This is a genomic window from Spiroplasma sp. ChiS (assembly GCF_002968355.1).
GTDB classification, from domain to species: domain Bacteria; phylum Bacillota_I; class Bacilli_A; order Mycoplasmatales; family Mycoplasmataceae; genus Spiroplasma; species Spiroplasma citri.
Window position 1 is genome coordinate 1 of the sequence record NZ_PUUH01000122.1, and the last position, 17,518, is coordinate 17,518.

A 17,518-nucleotide genomic window follows, 5' to 3' on the forward strand; every position below is an offset into this window, starting at 1 on the left:
TAACAGCTCTAATGGTTTCGTGCCGGCGAAATGCCTTGCTGGGGAACCTTCCCCTAATCGTTTCGTGCCGGCGAAATGCCTTGCTGGGGAACCTTCCCTAAAAAATATGTAATTGTATAAAATTAAACACTTGTAGAGCCAATATATTTAATTTGTAAAGTTGTTTTTCAAATAAAAAACAACCCTTTAACAAGAGTTGTTTTGTCCTATTTCATCCTTTATTCTACAAAGTATGTCTTTTTTAGTTCGAAAGAATTTCTAATTTATGGTGTGAATTAACACATATATAAGAAATTTTAATCTTTAGTTTGAATTAAATATGTATAATTTAATGAATATTTTTGTGGAATAATACGAAATAATCGTTTTAAGAAATGGACCGCTTGAATATTTAAATTAATAATTTTTAATTCATCTGCTAGAGGAATTGTTTCAAAAAGACCTTTTTTCCCAAAACCAGCATTATTAATAAATAAAACAATATAATACTGTTTTATTTCTTCAAAGAAAGCATAACAATTTTCAGAAATAGACAAATCATATGATAAAACAATAATTGTTTGTTCAGGAAATTGTTGTTGTAATTCTTTTGCTCATTCTGTATGGCGAGATACTCAAATAATATGATAACTTTGCTTTAATAATCACTGACAATAACCATATCCAATCCCTGATGATGCTCCTGTTACTACAGCAAATTCTTTTTCCATTATATATCATTCTTTTCATTTCCTTAATTTTAATATTAAATAAAATAATATTTTTTAAAATGTAAATTAAATGCACAGTAACAAATTTATTAACTCAATAATAACATAAAATAGTAATTGTTATAATTATTTTTAGAATTAACTATCAAAAATAAGTTGATTTATTTTATTCCACGTCATATTAAACTTTACAAAAAAAGGTTAAAAAATTTAAACCTTATTTTCTAATTCCCAATGTTTCAATGATTGCTTTATATTCATTAAAATTAGTCTTAATTAAATATGCAAGCAAGTGTTTTCTTTGCACTACTTTTTGCAATAAACTTCTTCTTGAAACAATATCTTTTCGATGTATTTTCAAGTGTTCTGTCAAATTATTAATATTTTCTGTTAAAATTGCAATTTGAACTTTTGTTGAACCAGTATCTTTGGCATTTTGACCAAACTTTGTAACTAATTCTGCTTTTTTTTCTTTTGAAACCATTACTATCTTCTCCCTTCATTTAGTGGTTTATTATGTTAAAACAAAGAATTTAAGAAAGGGTTATCTTAAATCAACGAAATAACAACCTTATTAATATTATGCTTTTTTAGCAAAAAAAGCAAGGGTATTAACGAAATCTTGCTTTAAAAGCGTGACCAATTCTGTTAAATTATTAATTTTAATATTTTCTCGAAGGTATTTTTTAAAATAAACAATGATTTCCTGCCCATATAAATCTAAATTAACATTTAGTAAATATATTTCAACAACTTCTTTCCCTTCAAATAACCGATAAGATGTCATTGAGGGATAAAGTTTTCCTTGTGCTAATGTTTCTGTTATATAGACACCATGGGGCAAAATTACTTTTTGTGGCAAATAAATATTTGCCGTTGGAAAATTAATTGTTCATCCTAATTGTTTTCCTGGTTTTACTTCACCACGTAGATTATAATCTTCATATAATAATTTATTAGCGGATGATAAATCATATTGTAATAAAAAATTGCGAATTGTTGTTGAGGAAAACAAATTATCTTGGCGAGTAATTAAATAAACATTTTCTTGACCAAAAAAAGCAATAATATCATTAAAATCTCCTTCACGATTTTTTCCAAACCGAAAATCAGAGCCAATGACAATTTTTGTAACATTAAATTGTTTTTTTAAAATTGTTAAAAATTGTTTTGCCGATAAATTTATAAATGCAGTAGTAATAGGCACTTCTAAATAATAATCAAATCCTAATTTTTCAACAATTTGTTGTTTTGAATGATTATCTACTAGTTTTGTATTTGCTTGTTGTAAAAAATCACTAACACTTTGCGACATAGTAAAAAATAATGTTGCAAGGTTATGCTGTTTTTTAATTTCCATTAAACGTGTAATTAATTTTAAATGACCTTGATGAAACCCATCAAATAAACCTAAACAAGCAACTTTTGCTTCCTTATAACTTGGCTTATTTCATACTAAAGTTTTCATTAATAATGATCGTCCTTCTCTCTATCATCTTGTTTTTTAGGCTCAATATGTGATCATAATCCACGTTGACAAGCATATACGTGTTTTCCAATATGTTTATAAATTGCTAAAACATTTTTATTTTTATCAATAATAAAAATAATTGGGTCAGTATGTTTAATAATAACAATGGGTTTTCCTTGTCGAATTTCTTCATCATGATGATAAAGTAATAATTGTTGGTTATTAGTAAATAAAGCATCATACATCGATATTAACTCATTAAAATTTACTGTTTCAGGGCTAATTGCTTTAGATAACAAAAAATTCCCTGATTGCGTGCGGCATAAAGCTGTAACAGTAGCAATAGTATTTAATTTTGCCGCAATATCAGTCACTAAACTTCTAATATATGTGCCCTTAGTACATAACACGCTAAATTTAATTGTATGATTATGAGCATCGTATTTTTTTAATTTAATCGCCTTAATTGTAACAGTTCTTGGTTTAATTTTTACTTCTTTATCTTGGCGAGCATATTCGTAAAGTTTTTTACCATTAACTTTAATAGCAGAATATTTGGGTGGATATTGTTCATACATAAATCCATTAAATTCATTAAAAATTTTTTTTAATACCTTCTTCTGAATCTTAAATGGAGCCGTTTCATTAAGAACATTCCCAGTAATATCACCAGTATCTGTTTCAATAAATAAGCGCATTTCAACATCATACGCTTTATCTGCTGTTAACAAATATTCACTCATTTTAGTAGCATTATTTATTAAAACAACTAACAATCCTGTTGCTAATGGGTCTAATGTTCCTGCGTGACCAATTTTATTAATCTCTAATTTTTGTTTAATTTCTTGAATAACTTGATTACTTGTTTTTCCTGTTGGTTTATTGATTAAAAAAATACCATCATGCATAATAACCACCCCGACTTTCTGAAATATTATATCATTTTTTACTATACTCCTAACATTGATTAAAAAAGTACCTCTATTTTTGCCGTATTTTTTACAAAATTAATTGATTATTAAGAAAATATAGTTTAGAATATTTATGTATGAAAAATAAGTATTGTTATATTTATATCTTTCTTAAATTATTTAAATCTAAAATAATCTTAAAGTTTGTTTTTCATACGTTTTTAAAAATTAATTGAAGTTTCTTAAAGTTTGTTTTTCATACGTTTTTAAAAATTAATTGAAGTTTCTTATAGGCTGTTCATTTTTCTTCAATTAATTTTTTTTATTTTGTAAATTATAAATACAAGTGTAATAAATCTATTAATTTATGAAACCATAAAATAAAATAATGTTTTCTTGCCATTAACAAATCAACTCAGAAAGGAGTTGATTTGTTGCACTTGCATTTACAATTTACATTTGCTTAAAACAAAAAAATACTTTTAAAATCTGTCAATATCTAGCTAAAATTTCGTAAATTTATTTAATTGATAATTGTTTCATAGTATATCTTTCAGTTCATGGATGATTTGATTTGAATTTATGAGCTTTAGATTTTGGTAATGTTTTTTCTGTATTTTTAACTGTTGGAATATATTCTAATAGATTATAAATTTTGTTTTCATACTTAAGATACAATGTTTTATCAAATGCATTAATTATTGTAACATTTGTTTTTGAATTAAAAACTTTTAGTTTTTTACTTATCATAAGCTAAGTACTTTTTATTTGCATAACTAATTGATGATCCATTATCTGTTCTTCTTGTTGAAGTTATTTATAAAAGTAAATTAATTTTGTCACTTTCTGGTGCATCAACGAAAGCAGAATTGTTATAATCAATGGGAAGAGCAAAGTGTTTATTGAATTTAGGCAGAAATTCTTTTAAGAACTTATTTGCTTCTTCAAGAGTAGTTACTTTTGCAAGACCTAATTCATTTTTTAGACGATCTTGTAAAGTACCTCATAACCGTTCAATTCAACCTTTTGCTTGAGGAATTGAAGTAGTTATGATTTCGACACCTAATTCACTACAGCATATGCTGAATTGAGTAAAGGTGTCTTTTTCTTCGTTTTTACTATTATTTTTTTGATAAGTAAAAAATGTTCGCTTATCTGTATAAAATGTCATAGGAATACCATAGTTTTTTAAAATTTGATATAAAACATTATAATAAACATTTAAGGTTTCTTGATAATCAAAATATAATCCAACAACTGTATTTGTTGCATCATCAATAGCACCATGTAAAAATATTTTAGGATGATTTATTCCTAGTCATAAATGTTCACTAGCATCAGCTTGTAATAATTCCCCAAAATATTTGCGGCGTTCTCTTAAAGGATGTGATTTATCTTTTTTTCTTAATTTCTGTTTTCTAGGAGATTTTATTTGATTTAGAGACATTAAGTTGTACAAAACTGAATAAGAAATTTTTATTTTTTCATTTTCAAGTAATTTTTCTTTAAAATGTATAAAATTAAAATCAATATATTTAGTTTTGTAAAGATTAAGAATATTTTCACAAATTTCTGGTTTTGTTTTGTTATATGCCGTTCTACCACGTGAATGATGGGCAAAGGAAGTCATATTTTGTGTATCATAAATTTTCATTAATTGTTCAATTCTACGAATAGACAAATCTAAAATTTTAGCAGCACGTTTTTTTGTTATTTCATTATTAATAACTTTTCCAATATTTTTATATTTATGTTTTTCTGTCATTGTTAATTTTTTTCCATAGTTATCACCAAATTAATAATATAAATAATTGCGAAATTTTTGCTAGATAACTATTACGAAATTATCACAAGATAAGGACAAAAATACTTTTAAAATTTTGCAATTTCAAAAATGTATGTTATTATTAAAAATGTCTTAAGTAGAGAAATAAGTAAATCAAAATAACAAAATTGGACATGTTATGTAATCTTTATTTTTAATAAAATAAAGCAACGAACAAAATAAATGCATTAAATACCTAAATGGCCTTGAAAATTAATAAAATATCTCAAAAAATTAAAAAATATAACTGAAGTCCTATTTTTTATATTAATTTATTATCTTGTAAAATGGTAACTAACCCTTTAAAAAGTAAATCTTTATCATAATGGTAATTAACTAATTTTTTAATGTAAGTAGCATTACCTCCCGTTAAAATTACTTGTGGGTTTATTACTTCAGTTGCGAGTTGATTAACAAAAGCAATAATTGCTAATAAATGGCCATTAACTAATCCAATATTGATTGCTTGCTTAGTATTTTTTCCTAAAATAGCATTGTCATAAGAAAAATCAAATTTTTGTAATAATTGTGCTCGTTCAAATAAGGCTTCTGCTGCTGTTTCTAAACCTGGCATAATAATTGTTCCTAAGAGGGTGTCTTGTTTTAATAATGAAATTGTTGTTGCCGTCCCCATATTAACTAAAATAACATTTTGTTTAGGGAATAAAGCTAATGTTGCATATGAACCAACAATTAAATCAGCACCAAGATTACGAGGATTAGGAATCTCTGTTTTTAGTCGATCAGTGGCCAAGTTTTTTTTAACTTGATAAAAAGGAATTTTTAAATCGACAGCCAACTGATAAAATAAATCATCTCACATTGGTCGAACTGAAGATAAAACTAATAATGTAAGATCTGTTAGAACTAATTTTATTGTAATTAAACCAGTTATTATTTTTTGTCGAAAATTTTTTTCAGCAACTAATTCGCGACTAGCCATTGTTAAAAAAACAATAATCTTTTTTTGAGGATTAAGAATTGCAAATTTAATTGCTGTATTACCAATATCAACTAATAATTTCATTATTGTGTTTTCTCCTTTATTAATTCACTAATTGCTGCTAAAATTTCTTTTGCAATAATAATTTTGTTTTGACTAGGAATTTGTTGATGTCCTTTTTTTGTTAATAAAATGATTTCATTTTGGTCAGCACCCATAGCATTAATTTGATTAATAATAATTAAATCTAAATTTTTTTCAATTAATTTTTGTTGCGCATAATCTAAAACAAAATCATTTTGGGCACTAAAACCAACTAAAATTTGTTGCTGTTTTAACTTACCTAATTCAGATAAAACATCAATATTAGCAAGTAATGATACAACAAGTTGTGGATTTTTTCGTTTACTAATTTTTCCTTTCATAGGAACCGCAACTTGATAATCATTTAAAGCAGCACATGCAATAATAATATCTTGTTCTTTATATGCTTTTAACATTGCTGCTAACATTTCTTCGTTTGTAGTTGCTTTAACATGCTCATAATAAATTGGAAAATCACAATCACCAACAATTGTTGTTAATGAGCAGTTTGTTCATCTTAATACAGTATGCAATGCATCTCCCATTTTGCCACTAGAATTATTTGTGAAATAACGAATATCATCTAAATATGTTTTTGTTCGCCCAAAATTAAGCATAACTTTTTTATCTTTTCACAAGTTTTTTCAATCTAAAAATTGCTTTATTTCCATTAAAACATCTTTTCATTCTCAAGCACGGCCAATACCAACCATATTGCAAGCAAGCATTCCCGAACGAGGCTCATAAACTTGATTCCCATCCGCTATTAATTGTGCTAAATTACGTAAATTAGCTGGTGATAAATACATCTTACTATTCATTGCAGGAAAAATCATTTTATAACTTTGAGTAACACTATATACTAAACTTGCTAAAATATTTGTAAAACCATGAGCAATTTGAGCAATAAAGTTTTGTGTTGCTGGATAAACAACAAATAAATCAGCTTGCTCAGCAATTGTAATATGTTCTGATAAGTCTTTTTTATCATAATATTGTTTCATAAAAATTTCAGTTTTTGCTGTTGCTGGTTGATCCTTTAAAAATTTTAAAGCATCTTGTGTTAACAGTAATTCAACATCATATTCTTTTTTCAATGCTTCATATAAATGAAGTCCCTTATATGCAGCAATGCTTCCTGTAATAACTAAAATAATTTTTGCCATCTTAACACCTCACTCATCTTTATAATTATATAAATAAAAATCGATATATTTATGTTAATATATCGATTTTTAATTATTACCCTGTTGTTTTCTTTGTAAAAAAAACAGCTTGCATTCTTCGTTGCGATTCGGCAATAATTCCTTCCACTAATTCTTGTCAATGTTGTTGCTCTAAATAACGGCAATAAAAGCTACGAATAATATTTAATTGTTCACCATAACGTTCTTGGGCAAAATATTTTACCTTTTTTAAGATTGAGATATAGGCATATTGTAAATCTAATGGTTTTTGATAAATTTTTCGATAAACCTGGGCATATTCTTTAATTAACTCCGTTGCCTTATATTCTAAGGATTTTGTTCATTCAGTAATCATTCGTTTCAAAATTTCATCTTTTTGTGTTGTATTATACTTTGAACTTTTCATAACATAATACAATTTTATTTCTAATGCTAAGACAGGATTATTATGTGATATAATTTTTTCATTATTCACAATCATTGATAATTCACGAATAAAATTATCATAAAATTGGCTACAATTGTTCCCTCCTAAAGTTGACACTTTTTCACCCCACATAATAAATAGTTTTTATCAAGTACCTTTCTCATAGTAATATTATACAGTATATTTATCATTTTTAATTAAAAACTTAACTAGGAAACATTCTAATACATAGTTTTTATCTTTTAATTATCATTGCCAATAATATAATCATCATTTTTTAAGTTATCAACAGAAGTCATAATAGCTTGCAACCGCATATAATAATTTGATGATGAAATAATTGGATATTTTTTATCAAAATAAACTTTAATATATGTTAACTTTTTACGATAAGTTGTTAATCATTTATGCGCAATTAAATTTAGTTCTTCCATAATTTCTCGTTGATTAACACTTATTGCATCTTTCCGCTTTGCCGGATCTAGTTTTTTAAATAAACTTGTTGCTTTTTGTTTAAAATTAATTGCATAGTCAATAAATCCAACTACTCCTAAAATTTTAACTGGTGTAACATAAATTCCTAAATCATGGTTACGACAATAATCATACTGAATTCGCGAAAAGTTAGTATTTTTAAACTCTGATTGAACATAATTTAAATCATTAAATTCTTTAATATTATAAATTTTAAAATCAACATAATAATCATATGGTGTTAAAAAACAATTATTGGTATATCAACTGTATCGTGAAATTGATTCAAAAATTTCTTCTTCAATAAATTCAAATTCACGAAAATAATATGTTTCTGTTTTTCAAAAACGTTCTAAAATATAAAAAATTAACTCTTCACCATCAATATTATTTAAAAATCAATTTTTTTGAAAATTAATATTACGGTACTTCATTAAATCTTGTTTTTCAATTTGTTTGCCTGCATCAATTTTTTGCAAATAATTATCATATTTTTTTGTAAAATATTCATAAAATCATCGCAAGGTTAAAGTATATAAAATATAATAATATGGAAAATCAGTTTTAAGAACATACTTAATTAATTTTATTAATGTTCGTAATAACTTATTAGAAATCTTATTAGCTTTATTAAAACCTTGGACAACTTGAATAACATTATCATTTTTTTCAATTCCATTGCGCCAAAAAATATATGTTAATTCTCCTTCCAAATTTTTTTTGTAACAAAAAGGAATAATTCGCACAATAAAATTAATTTCATCGTTCACTTGATATTCTAAATAACCATCATTTTGACTATCTTTAATAATTGTTCCTTTGCTAATATTTTTTCGTATTTCATTTAAAACTACTTGGAACATTTGTTCACGTAAGCCTGTTTTATTTTTAGGATGATATTTAATAACTGCTAATTCTAGCTCTAACTTATCATATTTTGTTAATGTTTTAAAACCATATTCACCAAGTGCAATTGTTTGATAACCTAATTTTTGAAAACTATTTTTATAAATTTTAAAAATTTCCTGCATTTTTTTTCGAATATTAGTTGATAAATTAAGTTGTTTACTAACAATACTATTTAATTCTAAAAACTTTGCTTTTTTCTGCATTAAGTTCTCCCCTATTTTCTACTTAAAAACATTATAACAAAAATTACTTAATATTTATAATCTCATCATTAACCACTTCAATACTAACAGCATTAGGAATTTTATTTAAACCAGGCATCGTAATAATATCTGCTAAATAAGCAATTAAATATTCCGCTCCTGAATTAATTTTTAAGTCACGAATAATAATTTGGTCATCATAAGGATTTTTATTGCCAAAAATTGTTTGATGATTTTTAGCCATACAAACTGGTCAATGCTTATATTTTGGATTTTGTTGATAAAAATTAATTTTTATTTGAGCCAATGGACTAAAAACAATTTTTGTTGTTTGATAAATTTTTGTACAAATTATTTTAATTTTTTCAGTAAGCGATGTTGCTGTTGGATTAAATAATAATTGATATTGTTGTGGTTTTTCAATTTCTTTAATAATAGTTTTAACTAAAGTTGGATCATCTTTAATTCCTAAATGATAAGTATTATTAATTCCAAACGGAATTTTCTGTTCTTTTAATCATTCAGTTACCATAGCAATTTCTTCAAGAGTATCAGTTGCAAATTGATTTAAACAAACAACAAAATTTAAGTGATAATTTTGAATAATTTTAATATGATGTTGCAAATGCGTCAATCCTTTTTTTAAAGTAACAAGGTCAGCTGTTGCTAATGTTGTTTCAACAGCACCACCATGTAATTTTAATGCTCTAATCGTTGCTACTAACACTGTACAATCTGGTGTATATTCCTCGTTTAAATTAATAATATCATTAAATTTTTCAAATCCTAAGTCACTTCCGAATCCAACTTCGCTAACAACATAATCACTTAATTTTAATGCTAAATTTGTTGCAATTAAAGAATTTGTCCCATGAGAAATATTTGCAAATGGACCACAATGTACTAATAATGGTGTTCCATGTTTTGTTTGTGCTAAATTTGGTAATAAAGCATTTTTTAACAAAGCTAATAATGAACCAGTAATTTTTAATTCGTGGAGATAAACTGGTTCATTATTAAAATTATAAGCAACTATTGCTTGATCTAAACGACGACGTAAATCACTAAAATCTTTACTTAAACCTAAAATTGCCATAATTTCACTAGCAGCAGTAATTTGGAAATGTTCTAAACGATGTAATTTATCACTAATTTTTATTTCAATATTTCGTAAAGCACGATCATTGACATCTAAACAACGTTGTCAAACAATTTGCTTAGGATCAATTTGCAGCGGATTGCCTCAATAAAGCAGATTATCAATCATAGCACTAACCATATTATTTGCTGTTGTAATGGCATGAAAATCACCAGTATAATGTAAATTAATTTCATTTTCTGGTTCCATAATACATTCTCCGCCGCCGGTTGCTGAACCTTTTAATCCAAACACTGGTCCTAACGATGGTTCTCGTAATGCTAAAGTTGTTTGATATCCTAAATGATTTAACATATCAGCAATGCCAATTGAACAAGTTGTTTTTCCCTCTCCTACTTTTGTTGGATTAATTGCTGTTACTAAAATAAACTTTGCTTTTTTAGGTAAATTAATAAAATTAAAAGCTTTTACTTTTGCCATATAATCACCATATTTAATTAAATCATCATCTTTTAAATTAATTTTTGTTCCAATTGTTATAATTTTTTCCATTTTCTTCTACTCCTTTTAATTAATAATGTCCTATTTTGGGGGAGTGTCAATAATTTTTAAACACGATGCTATTTTAAAAATGCTAAGATTTTGTATTTAATTATTTAACTCTTTCAGATACAATAATTTATATACAGGTATTTTAGCATAGAAAAGAGCAAAAATTTAATGGATAAAACAAAAATAATTGATGGAAAAATGGTTAGTGAATTAATTAAAGCAAAAATAACTGAACAAATTTTAAAAATTAAAGCAAAAAAGCAACGAGTACCGGCCTTAACAATTATTCAAATTGGTAATAATAAAGCAAGTACTACTTATATTAAAAATAAAAAAATTGCTTGTGAAAAAGTTGGTGTTACTTGCAACGTTTTAAATTATCCAGATATTATTACTGAATCAGCTTTAATAAAAATTATTAATGACTTAAATAATAATTCTAAAATCGATGCAATTCTTGTTCAACTTCCGTTGCCAAGTCATATTAATAGTGAAAAAGTTATTAACACAATAATAACCAAAAAAGATGTTGATGGCTTTACTCCAGAAATATTAGGCAATTTAATGCTTGGACATTATAACTTATTACCAGGTACTCCAAAAGGAATCATAGCACTTTTAAAACACTATCAAATTCAATTAGCTGGACAGCATGTTGTAATTATTGGTCGTAGTAACATTGTTGGTAAACCACTTGCTAATCTTTTAATAAATGCCTCAGCAACTGTTACAGTTTGCCATTCACAAACAAAAAATTTATCTGCTTTTACAAACCAAGCTGATATTTTAATTTCTGCTGTGGGAAAAGCTAAATTTGTTACAGCAGAAATGATTAAAGAAAATGTTATTGTGATTGATGTTGGAATTAATCGTGATGAAGATAATAACTTATGTGGTGACATTGATTTTCATAATGTTTTCTCAAAAGTAAAAATGATTACCCCTGTTCCTGGCGGAGTTGGCCCAATGACAATTGCCGCATTATTAGAAAATATCTTATATTTTTATCAATTGAATCAAAAAATATAAAAAATTTTTATTTTAACTTTTATATCACTAAAAACCGTTAAAAAGATTTTAATGGATATTTTAATTAAAAGAAACATTCATAATATTTTTGGTAGTAAGAAAAAAGCATAGGTTTTATAAAAAAAATAAATAAAGTAATTAAATAGAAATTAAAGTAATCGCTTATCAGAGCGATTTTTTTAATTGCATTATTCATCAGATAGTACCTTTAAAATTGTTGAATTATTTTTTCTAATTCAACAATTCTACTAGATAAATTTGTATTATTTATAATTAATTGATTTTTTGTTTTATTAATTATTTCAATTAAAAATTAACCTATTTTCTCCATCAATTAGTTAATTTTTATAATTTTCTTTCTATGATTTATTATATTTTTTCGGTTTAACAACTAATAATATTATTTTTTAATAAAGGTACTATCTGATGAATAATGCAATACTAAAACTTAATATTTTGATGCTTAAAGATGGATAACTCATCTATGGCACGAAGCCTTAAAGAAAGTGTGAAAGCGATTGGATTTAACCATATTTATTTCTTTAATTCTCGGCGGGGTTAGTCGCCCGCGAAATGTCAGAGCGTGTGTTTTTGGCTTGTTTCATAAAAAGAGTGCTGTTAAACCGAAAAAAACACAATATCGGACACTAAAAAACAAGAGGGAGGAGATCCAAAAGGTTATTTTCTTTATATAAAGTTGTGTAGGGATGGATGAAGCGTAATTAATAACTGGGTAAATTATTTTTTGTTTATTTCCGTAGGGGGTAAACTCTATCAAAATATTAACTAATAAATGAATATTATTTTTTTACAGAAAGGAAAAAATAAAATGAAAACATTACAAGATTTAATTAAAGATTTAACAGGTATTAATGTTGAAGAACAAAAAATAAATGATTATTTAGAATATGAAGCATTAGATTTAAAAGATGCTAATTTACAAGGTGCTGATTTATGTTATGCTAAATTACAAGATGCTGATTTACGAGATGCTGATTTAAAAGATATTAAAATCACAAAAGAACAATTAGACCAATTAACTGTTATTGAGGAAGATTAATAATGGGAAAAAGAAAGTATTGTGAAGATTGTCAAGAAGACAGATTAAATATTACTTATGATGGTTATTATTGGTCTTTTTCAGATGAAAGATATACACAAAAAGAAATTGATTTTATTGTTAGCGAATGTTCTGCTAGAGAATTAAGACAAAATTTTAAAGCTAAATTGCATTATGTATGTGCTAATTGCCTTATTTCATATTGCTAGTGAGGAAGAAAAACAATGAATATAACAGAATTAATTAAATTTGACAAACTAAAAGAAGAACTTGCTGAAAAAGATAAAGAAATTAAAACACTAAAATCAAAACATTTATTTAAAGAAGACTTTTATTTACTTTGTGAAGAAGATAAACTTACATATGATTGAGAAAGTTTACAAACTGATGAAATAACAATTGAAATGCACTTAAAATATTGTGAAAGTAATAATCATAGATATTGCCTAATTAAAGATATTAATAATTTACCAAGTAAGGAGGATAAATTAAATAATGAATGTAACAGAATCAATTAAATTTGACAAACTAAAAGAAGAAAATGAAGCACTTAATAGCAAAATTAGAACACTTAAAGCAGAAAATAAAGCGCTTAAAGAAGAACTTACAGAATTAAATAAAGATTTAAATTGAAGTTTAAAAACTGAAGAAGTACTTAATAAAATGTTTGAAGACAAAATCGAAGAAAATGAATTACTTAAAAAAGAACTTGCTGAATTAAAACAACAACAATTATTTAAAGAAGATTTTAAAGAATTTGATTATTGTATTAATTGTGGAGATGAATTTTCTTTTAATCGGTGCAGAAATTGTGGTTGAAAAAGAATAATTGATTTAAAAGATAATTCTAAATATGACAAATTACCTAGTAAGGAGGAAAAATAATGAAAAAGTTAAATAAAAAAACTATTAGCAAAATAAATGAATTAATGCTTAGAAGTTATCCAGTTTCAAAAGATGATACTACAGATGAACATTGAGCATTAGGTAAACAAATTTAGGAGGAAATAATATGCGTTTTGTAATGTGTTATAAAAATAAAGATATTTGAAGACCGACAAAAGATGATAACAATGATTTTATAATTGAAGAAATATTAAGTAATAGTAAAACAGAATTAAAATTAGCGAGGTTAAAATGTAATTTAAAAATAATTGATAAATGATATTATTTTGTTGAAAAATATAAAACAAAACAAATAGAACCAATTTTAGATAAAAATGATTAAATATATTATTGCAATTGACCCTGCTGGAATTGGGCAAACTGGTATTATTATTTATAATTTTTTGAAAAAGAAAATAATTAATAATATTACTTTTAATTCTAATTCTGAAGAAGAAGCAATAAATAATATGTATTTAATATTAAATGATTTTAAAAATAAAATTTGTTCTTATTTAAGTAAAGTTATTGTAATAATTGAAGATTACCAACTTCATAAAGGTTGAAAAATAAAAAACCCATTATCTACTCCTAAATTTATTGGTGGTTTAAAAGTTTTATGCAAATATTTATTTAATTTAAATTATGTTTTACAATCGCCAGTTGTTAAGAAAAATTATATTTATACTGGAAATATTAAAATGACAGAGCATGAATTAGATGCTTGGAAACATTTGCAATATTTTTTAGTAAAAGGAGTTAATAAAAATGGCACAATCAAAAAGTAATTTATCTAAAAAATCAATAACTAATAAAACTAAAATAAAAAAGTTAATAAGTTAGAATTAACTGTTAAATTACATGAAAATCCTATTAAAACTAAAATTAAAGCACTTGTTGCTGGTGGTGTTGAAATTGATGCATGCTCGGTTAAATGTCAATGAGACGGATTAAATTATTCAACATTATCAATATATAACCAATCTATTTTAAATGAGTTTTTAAAATTAAAAAAGACGATGAGATAAAAATTAAAGGCTCAGTATTTAATCAGTTAAATATAAAAACTAAACGCTATTTTTTATCTTTTAGAGTAGAAAGTTTTGAAATTATACAAAAAGCAATTAGAAAAAGAACAAATACAAATATTAAAAAATAGGAGGAAAAAATTAAAATGGCATTAAAAAATGTAAAATATGTTCTTATCAATGAAGAAAACGAACCAATTATTAATGAAGATGGTAGTTTAAATATTAAAACTGATGAAATTATTTTAGAAAATACTGCTGAAGTTGAAGAATTTAATACAAGTAATTTAGAAAATAGTAATCAACAAATCAACGAATTACAAACAAAAAATACTGAATTAACTTCTCAAATTGAAGAACAAACACTGCAATTAAAACAAATTGAAGTAATTGACTTTATTAATTCTTTAACTGATAATGAAGAATTTAAAAATGTTTTATTAAAATCTTATGATATTAATGATGATATTGAAATCATCAAAACACAATTGCAAAGTGTTTATGATGAATTAATTAAGGTACAAACAGTTAATACTGGTGGAGTACCAAAAACAGAATAAAAACAAAACAATATTTTAGATACAGACAATGTATTTAATAAATAGAAAGAAGGAATAAAATTATGGCACAAAACCCACAAAGAATTTTTGGAGATATTGTTAATCAAGCAACAGTTAATGATAAAGAAACATTTGAACAATGATATTTACAAACTTATCAACAAAAGTTAAGTTGAGAAGCATTATTTGCTTGAAAAGATGCAAACAAATTTGGTTATTAATATAAAATAAAGAAAAATATTAAATATAAACAAGGTTTAGGAAAAGATGGTCAAGTATTTAATACAGATGATAATTTATTAAAATATTCAACCGTAGAGTTTGAGGATGCAACCGTTGTATTAGATACAATTTTAACTTTTGCTCGTAAATTAGACCCCATATAAAGTGATTTTAACCCTAATCTTTGGGGGCTGCTGATATTGAATAAGCAATGGATACTGAAGTTGCTTATAAACGCAATAAAATTTTAGAAATTATTAATAATGGAGACGTTACAACTATTCAAGGAACAAAAGCCCATGATACAACAGCTTTACAAATTCACGATGAAATTATGGATAAAATTTATGAAAATGGATTTACCCCATCAGAAACAGTTGTTTTAGGTTTTGCTGATTTTATTCGTGGAATTCGTAATAAATTACAATTACAACTTGGAGCAAATGACCAAATTAATAGTGTAATTGAAACAAGTGGAACAATGAAAACTGTTGAAGGAACAACATACTATATGGTTCCTAAAAAATTACCAATTATTAATGAAGATGGTGCAGAAGGAACAATTACTTTATTACCAAATGGTATTAATGCAATTGCCTTTAAATTTAGCAAAAATATGACCCATTAATTTTACGAAAAAAAGACCATACCCCATTAAGGGTTGGTGCAGCAGCCTTAGGTACTAAAATGGGTAATACTTTAATTATGGAAAGAGTTTTAAATTTAGGTGGTGCAGTAGTTGAACCAAAAGGAATTATTAAACACACCTATTTAATACCTTTATCAACAGTTATTACAGTACATAATAGGAGGAATCGGATTAACCGCAACAAGCACAACAACATTAATCAGTTGTAAAAAATCTGAAAAAACAAATAATAATGAAAATGATAAAAACACACCAACAAAAAAATCACAACAACCACCAGAAGGTAGTAATTGAAAATTAATTGAAAATAATAATAGAGAAAGTGAGTTTTCAGTACCAAATAATAAATGATATTTTTATATTCGGATTATTGATAAATATATCTGCGAAAAAGTTTATTTTAATAGTAATTTTATAAAAAATCACAATACATACTGACAACATTTAAAATATGGAATTAATTTTCCTGTTTATCGTTGAGCTGGTGTTAGTGAACCCGAAACACCAACAATCAACGAAAACAATGGTGAAATTACTGATTGAAAAGAACAAAAAGGAACTTAATAACAGTTCCTTTTTTATATTAATCGCACAAATTTCATAAAAATAATTAATAAAAAAATATTTGTTATTGTACTATACAATGCTGGATTAAATTTTCATACCTCAAATATCTGACTAAAAAACTATATACTGTTTCAAAAACCTTACCAACACCACTCGCTAATTCATTAACTTGTTTAACACCAGGAATAGTATTGACAATTCAAATCACCGCATTTTTAATGTGAGTTTCTAAATCTCATCAACCTTTAGGAGTTATATATTGCACTTGAAATCATTGTTTATCGGGGAACAAACCACCATTATTAATTTCTTGTCAGTTATAAATCCCAAAATTAAAATCATAATATCGGTACATATCATTCTCTTTTTGTGCTTGCAATTCAAAAACATTATAACCGATTTTTTGTTCTTCAATTTTTTTATACTTTAAACCATATTTATCTTTTAAAGAATCTTCAAAAACATAACCCGAATTTGAGTTAATATTATAATTATTAGCAACCGAAAAATCATAATTAAAAACACTACCATAATTATTAATCGTATAAAACCGATTTTTAAATGCTGAATATAATTTAATATCTAATTGCTTATATTTATCAGAAAAATAAAAATATCGTGGGTAAATTTTAAAACCATTATTTACTAACAAACCATATTTTTTATTATAACCTTGAACATAAGTATTATTTTCTAAATAAAAAATCGTACGTAAATAATTAG

General features: G+C 25.2%; 20 protein-coding genes and 2 pseudogenes. 11 read left to right on the forward strand and 11 right to left on the reverse strand.

Features of this window, described 5'->3' with window-relative positions; all coding sequences use genetic code 4:
- Positions 1-296: 296 nt before the first annotated feature.
- The 10 genes and pseudogenes from C6B38_RS04010 to C6B38_RS04060 all read right to left on the reverse strand — a co-directional run bounded on the left by C6B38_RS04010 (position 297) and on the right by C6B38_RS04060 (position 10,795).
- Complete coding sequence (locus C6B38_RS04010; RefSeq protein ID WP_105298739.1) at positions 297-710, reverse strand: SDR family NAD(P)-dependent oxidoreductase; 414 nt, start codon at positions 708-710, stop codon at positions 297-299.
- Positions 711-927: 217 nt separating this feature from the next.
- On the reverse strand, positions 928-1,194 hold the full coding sequence (gene rpsO, locus C6B38_RS04015; RefSeq protein WP_105298740.1) for a 30S ribosomal protein S15: 267 nt from the start codon (positions 1,192-1,194) through the stop codon (positions 928-930).
- Positions 1,195-1,290: 96 nt separating this feature from the next.
- The gene (gene ribF, locus C6B38_RS04020; RefSeq protein WP_105298741.1) at positions 1,291-2,178 is read right to left on the reverse strand and encodes a riboflavin biosynthesis protein RibF; all 888 of its coding nucleotides are present in this window, start codon (positions 2,176-2,178) and stop codon (positions 1,291-1,293) included.
- Positions 2,178-3,089: a tRNA pseudouridine(55) synthase TruB gene (gene truB, locus C6B38_RS04025; protein ID WP_004028219.1), complete on the reverse strand. Its 912-nt coding sequence runs from the start codon at positions 3,087-3,089 to the stop codon at positions 2,178-2,180. Before truB ends, ribF begins: the two co-directional genes overlap by 1 nt.
- 522 nt (positions 3,090-3,611) lie before the next feature.
- Positions 3,612-4,864: pseudogene (locus C6B38_RS04035) on the reverse strand (ISNCY family transposase).
- 315 nt (positions 4,865-5,179) lie between these two features.
- Positions 5,180-5,944, reverse strand: a complete 765-nt coding sequence (locus C6B38_RS04040; RefSeq protein ID WP_105298744.1) for a type III pantothenate kinase — start codon at positions 5,942-5,944, stop codon at positions 5,180-5,182.
- Positions 5,944-7,110 carry a bifunctional phosphopantothenoylcysteine decarboxylase/phosphopantothenate--cysteine ligase CoaBC gene (coaBC, locus tag C6B38_RS04045; RefSeq protein ID WP_105298745.1) on the reverse strand — a complete coding sequence of 389 codons (1,167 nt, stop codon included), beginning with the start codon at positions 7,108-7,110 and terminating at the stop codon, positions 5,944-5,946. Before coaBC ends, C6B38_RS04040 begins: the two co-directional genes overlap by 1 nt.
- A 76-nt stretch (positions 7,111-7,186) precedes the next feature.
- Entirely contained in the window at positions 7,187-7,675 is a 489-nt protein-coding gene (locus tag C6B38_RS04050; protein WP_233485524.1) for a hypothetical protein, read from the reverse strand.
- A 125-nt stretch (positions 7,676-7,800) separates the two neighbouring features.
- Entirely contained in the window at positions 7,801-9,144 is a 1,344-nt protein-coding gene (locus C6B38_RS04055; protein ID WP_105298746.1) for a hypothetical protein, read from the reverse strand.
- A 43-nt stretch (positions 9,145-9,187) separates the two neighbouring features.
- On the reverse strand, positions 9,188-10,795 hold the full coding sequence (locus C6B38_RS04060; RefSeq protein WP_105298747.1) for a formate--tetrahydrofolate ligase: 1,608 nt from the start codon (positions 10,793-10,795) through the stop codon (positions 9,188-9,190).
- A 168-nt stretch (positions 10,796-10,963) separates the two neighbouring features.
- Here C6B38_RS04060 and C6B38_RS04065 point away from each other — a divergent pair, with 168 nt between their 5' ends.
- The 11 genes from C6B38_RS04065 (at position 10,964) to C6B38_RS09890 (ending at position 16,437) form a co-directional block, all read left to right on the forward strand.
- Positions 10,964-11,824, forward strand: a complete 861-nt coding sequence (locus C6B38_RS04065; protein WP_105298748.1) for a bifunctional 5,10-methylenetetrahydrofolate dehydrogenase/5,10-methenyltetrahydrofolate cyclohydrolase — start codon at positions 10,964-10,966, stop codon at positions 11,822-11,824.
- 829 nt (positions 11,825-12,653) lie between these two features.
- On the forward strand, positions 12,654-12,884 hold the full coding sequence (locus C6B38_RS04070) for a pentapeptide repeat-containing protein (protein WP_199558578.1): 231 nt from the start codon (positions 12,654-12,656) through the stop codon (positions 12,882-12,884).
- Positions 12,885-12,886: 2 nt separating this feature from the next.
- A complete protein-coding gene (locus C6B38_RS04075; RefSeq protein ID WP_105298750.1) occupies positions 12,887-13,093 on the forward strand; it encodes a hypothetical protein in 207 nt (68 codons plus the stop codon).
- 15 nt (positions 13,094-13,108) lie between these two features.
- Positions 13,109-13,402 (forward strand): hypothetical protein, encoded by a 294-nt coding sequence (locus C6B38_RS04080; protein ID WP_105298751.1) that lies wholly within the window; start codon positions 13,109-13,111, stop codon positions 13,400-13,402.
- Positions 13,380-13,769 (forward strand): hypothetical protein, encoded by a 390-nt coding sequence (locus tag C6B38_RS04085; RefSeq protein WP_105298752.1) that lies wholly within the window; start codon positions 13,380-13,382, stop codon positions 13,767-13,769. Before C6B38_RS04080 ends, C6B38_RS04085 begins: the two co-directional genes overlap by 23 nt.
- A gap of 127 nt (positions 13,770-13,896) precedes the next feature.
- A complete protein-coding gene (locus C6B38_RS04090) occupies positions 13,897-14,112 on the forward strand; it encodes a hypothetical protein (RefSeq protein ID WP_105298753.1) in 216 nt (71 codons plus the stop codon).
- A complete protein-coding gene (locus C6B38_RS04095; RefSeq protein WP_105298754.1) occupies positions 14,105-14,557 on the forward strand; it encodes a hypothetical protein in 453 nt (150 codons plus the stop codon). The genes C6B38_RS04090 and C6B38_RS04095 overlap by 8 nt, the downstream gene beginning before the upstream one ends.
- A 386-nt stretch (positions 14,558-14,943) precedes the next feature.
- The gene (locus tag C6B38_RS04100; RefSeq protein WP_105298755.1) at positions 14,944-15,357 is read left to right on the forward strand and encodes a hypothetical protein; all 414 of its coding nucleotides are present in this window, start codon (positions 14,944-14,946) and stop codon (positions 15,355-15,357) included.
- Between the two features lie 62 nt (positions 15,358-15,419).
- The gene (locus C6B38_RS09885) at positions 15,420-15,578 is read left to right on the forward strand and encodes a hypothetical protein (protein WP_162475852.1); all 159 of its coding nucleotides are present in this window, start codon (positions 15,420-15,422) and stop codon (positions 15,576-15,578) included.
- 212 nt (positions 15,579-15,790) lie between these two features.
- Complete coding sequence (locus tag C6B38_RS04105; RefSeq protein WP_105298756.1) at positions 15,791-16,207, forward strand: response regulator transcription factor; 417 nt, start codon at positions 15,791-15,793, stop codon at positions 16,205-16,207.
- Between the two features lie 59 nt (positions 16,208-16,266).
- Positions 16,267-16,437, forward strand: coding sequence for a hypothetical protein (locus tag C6B38_RS09890; protein WP_162475853.1), 171 nt, complete (start codon positions 16,267-16,269; stop codon positions 16,435-16,437).
- A gap of 369 nt (positions 16,438-16,806) precedes the next feature.
- Here the strand turns inward: C6B38_RS09890 and C6B38_RS04110 are convergent.
- A pseudogene (locus C6B38_RS04110) lies at positions 16,807-17,518 on the reverse strand (spiroplasma phage ORF1-like family protein); the annotation flags it as partial.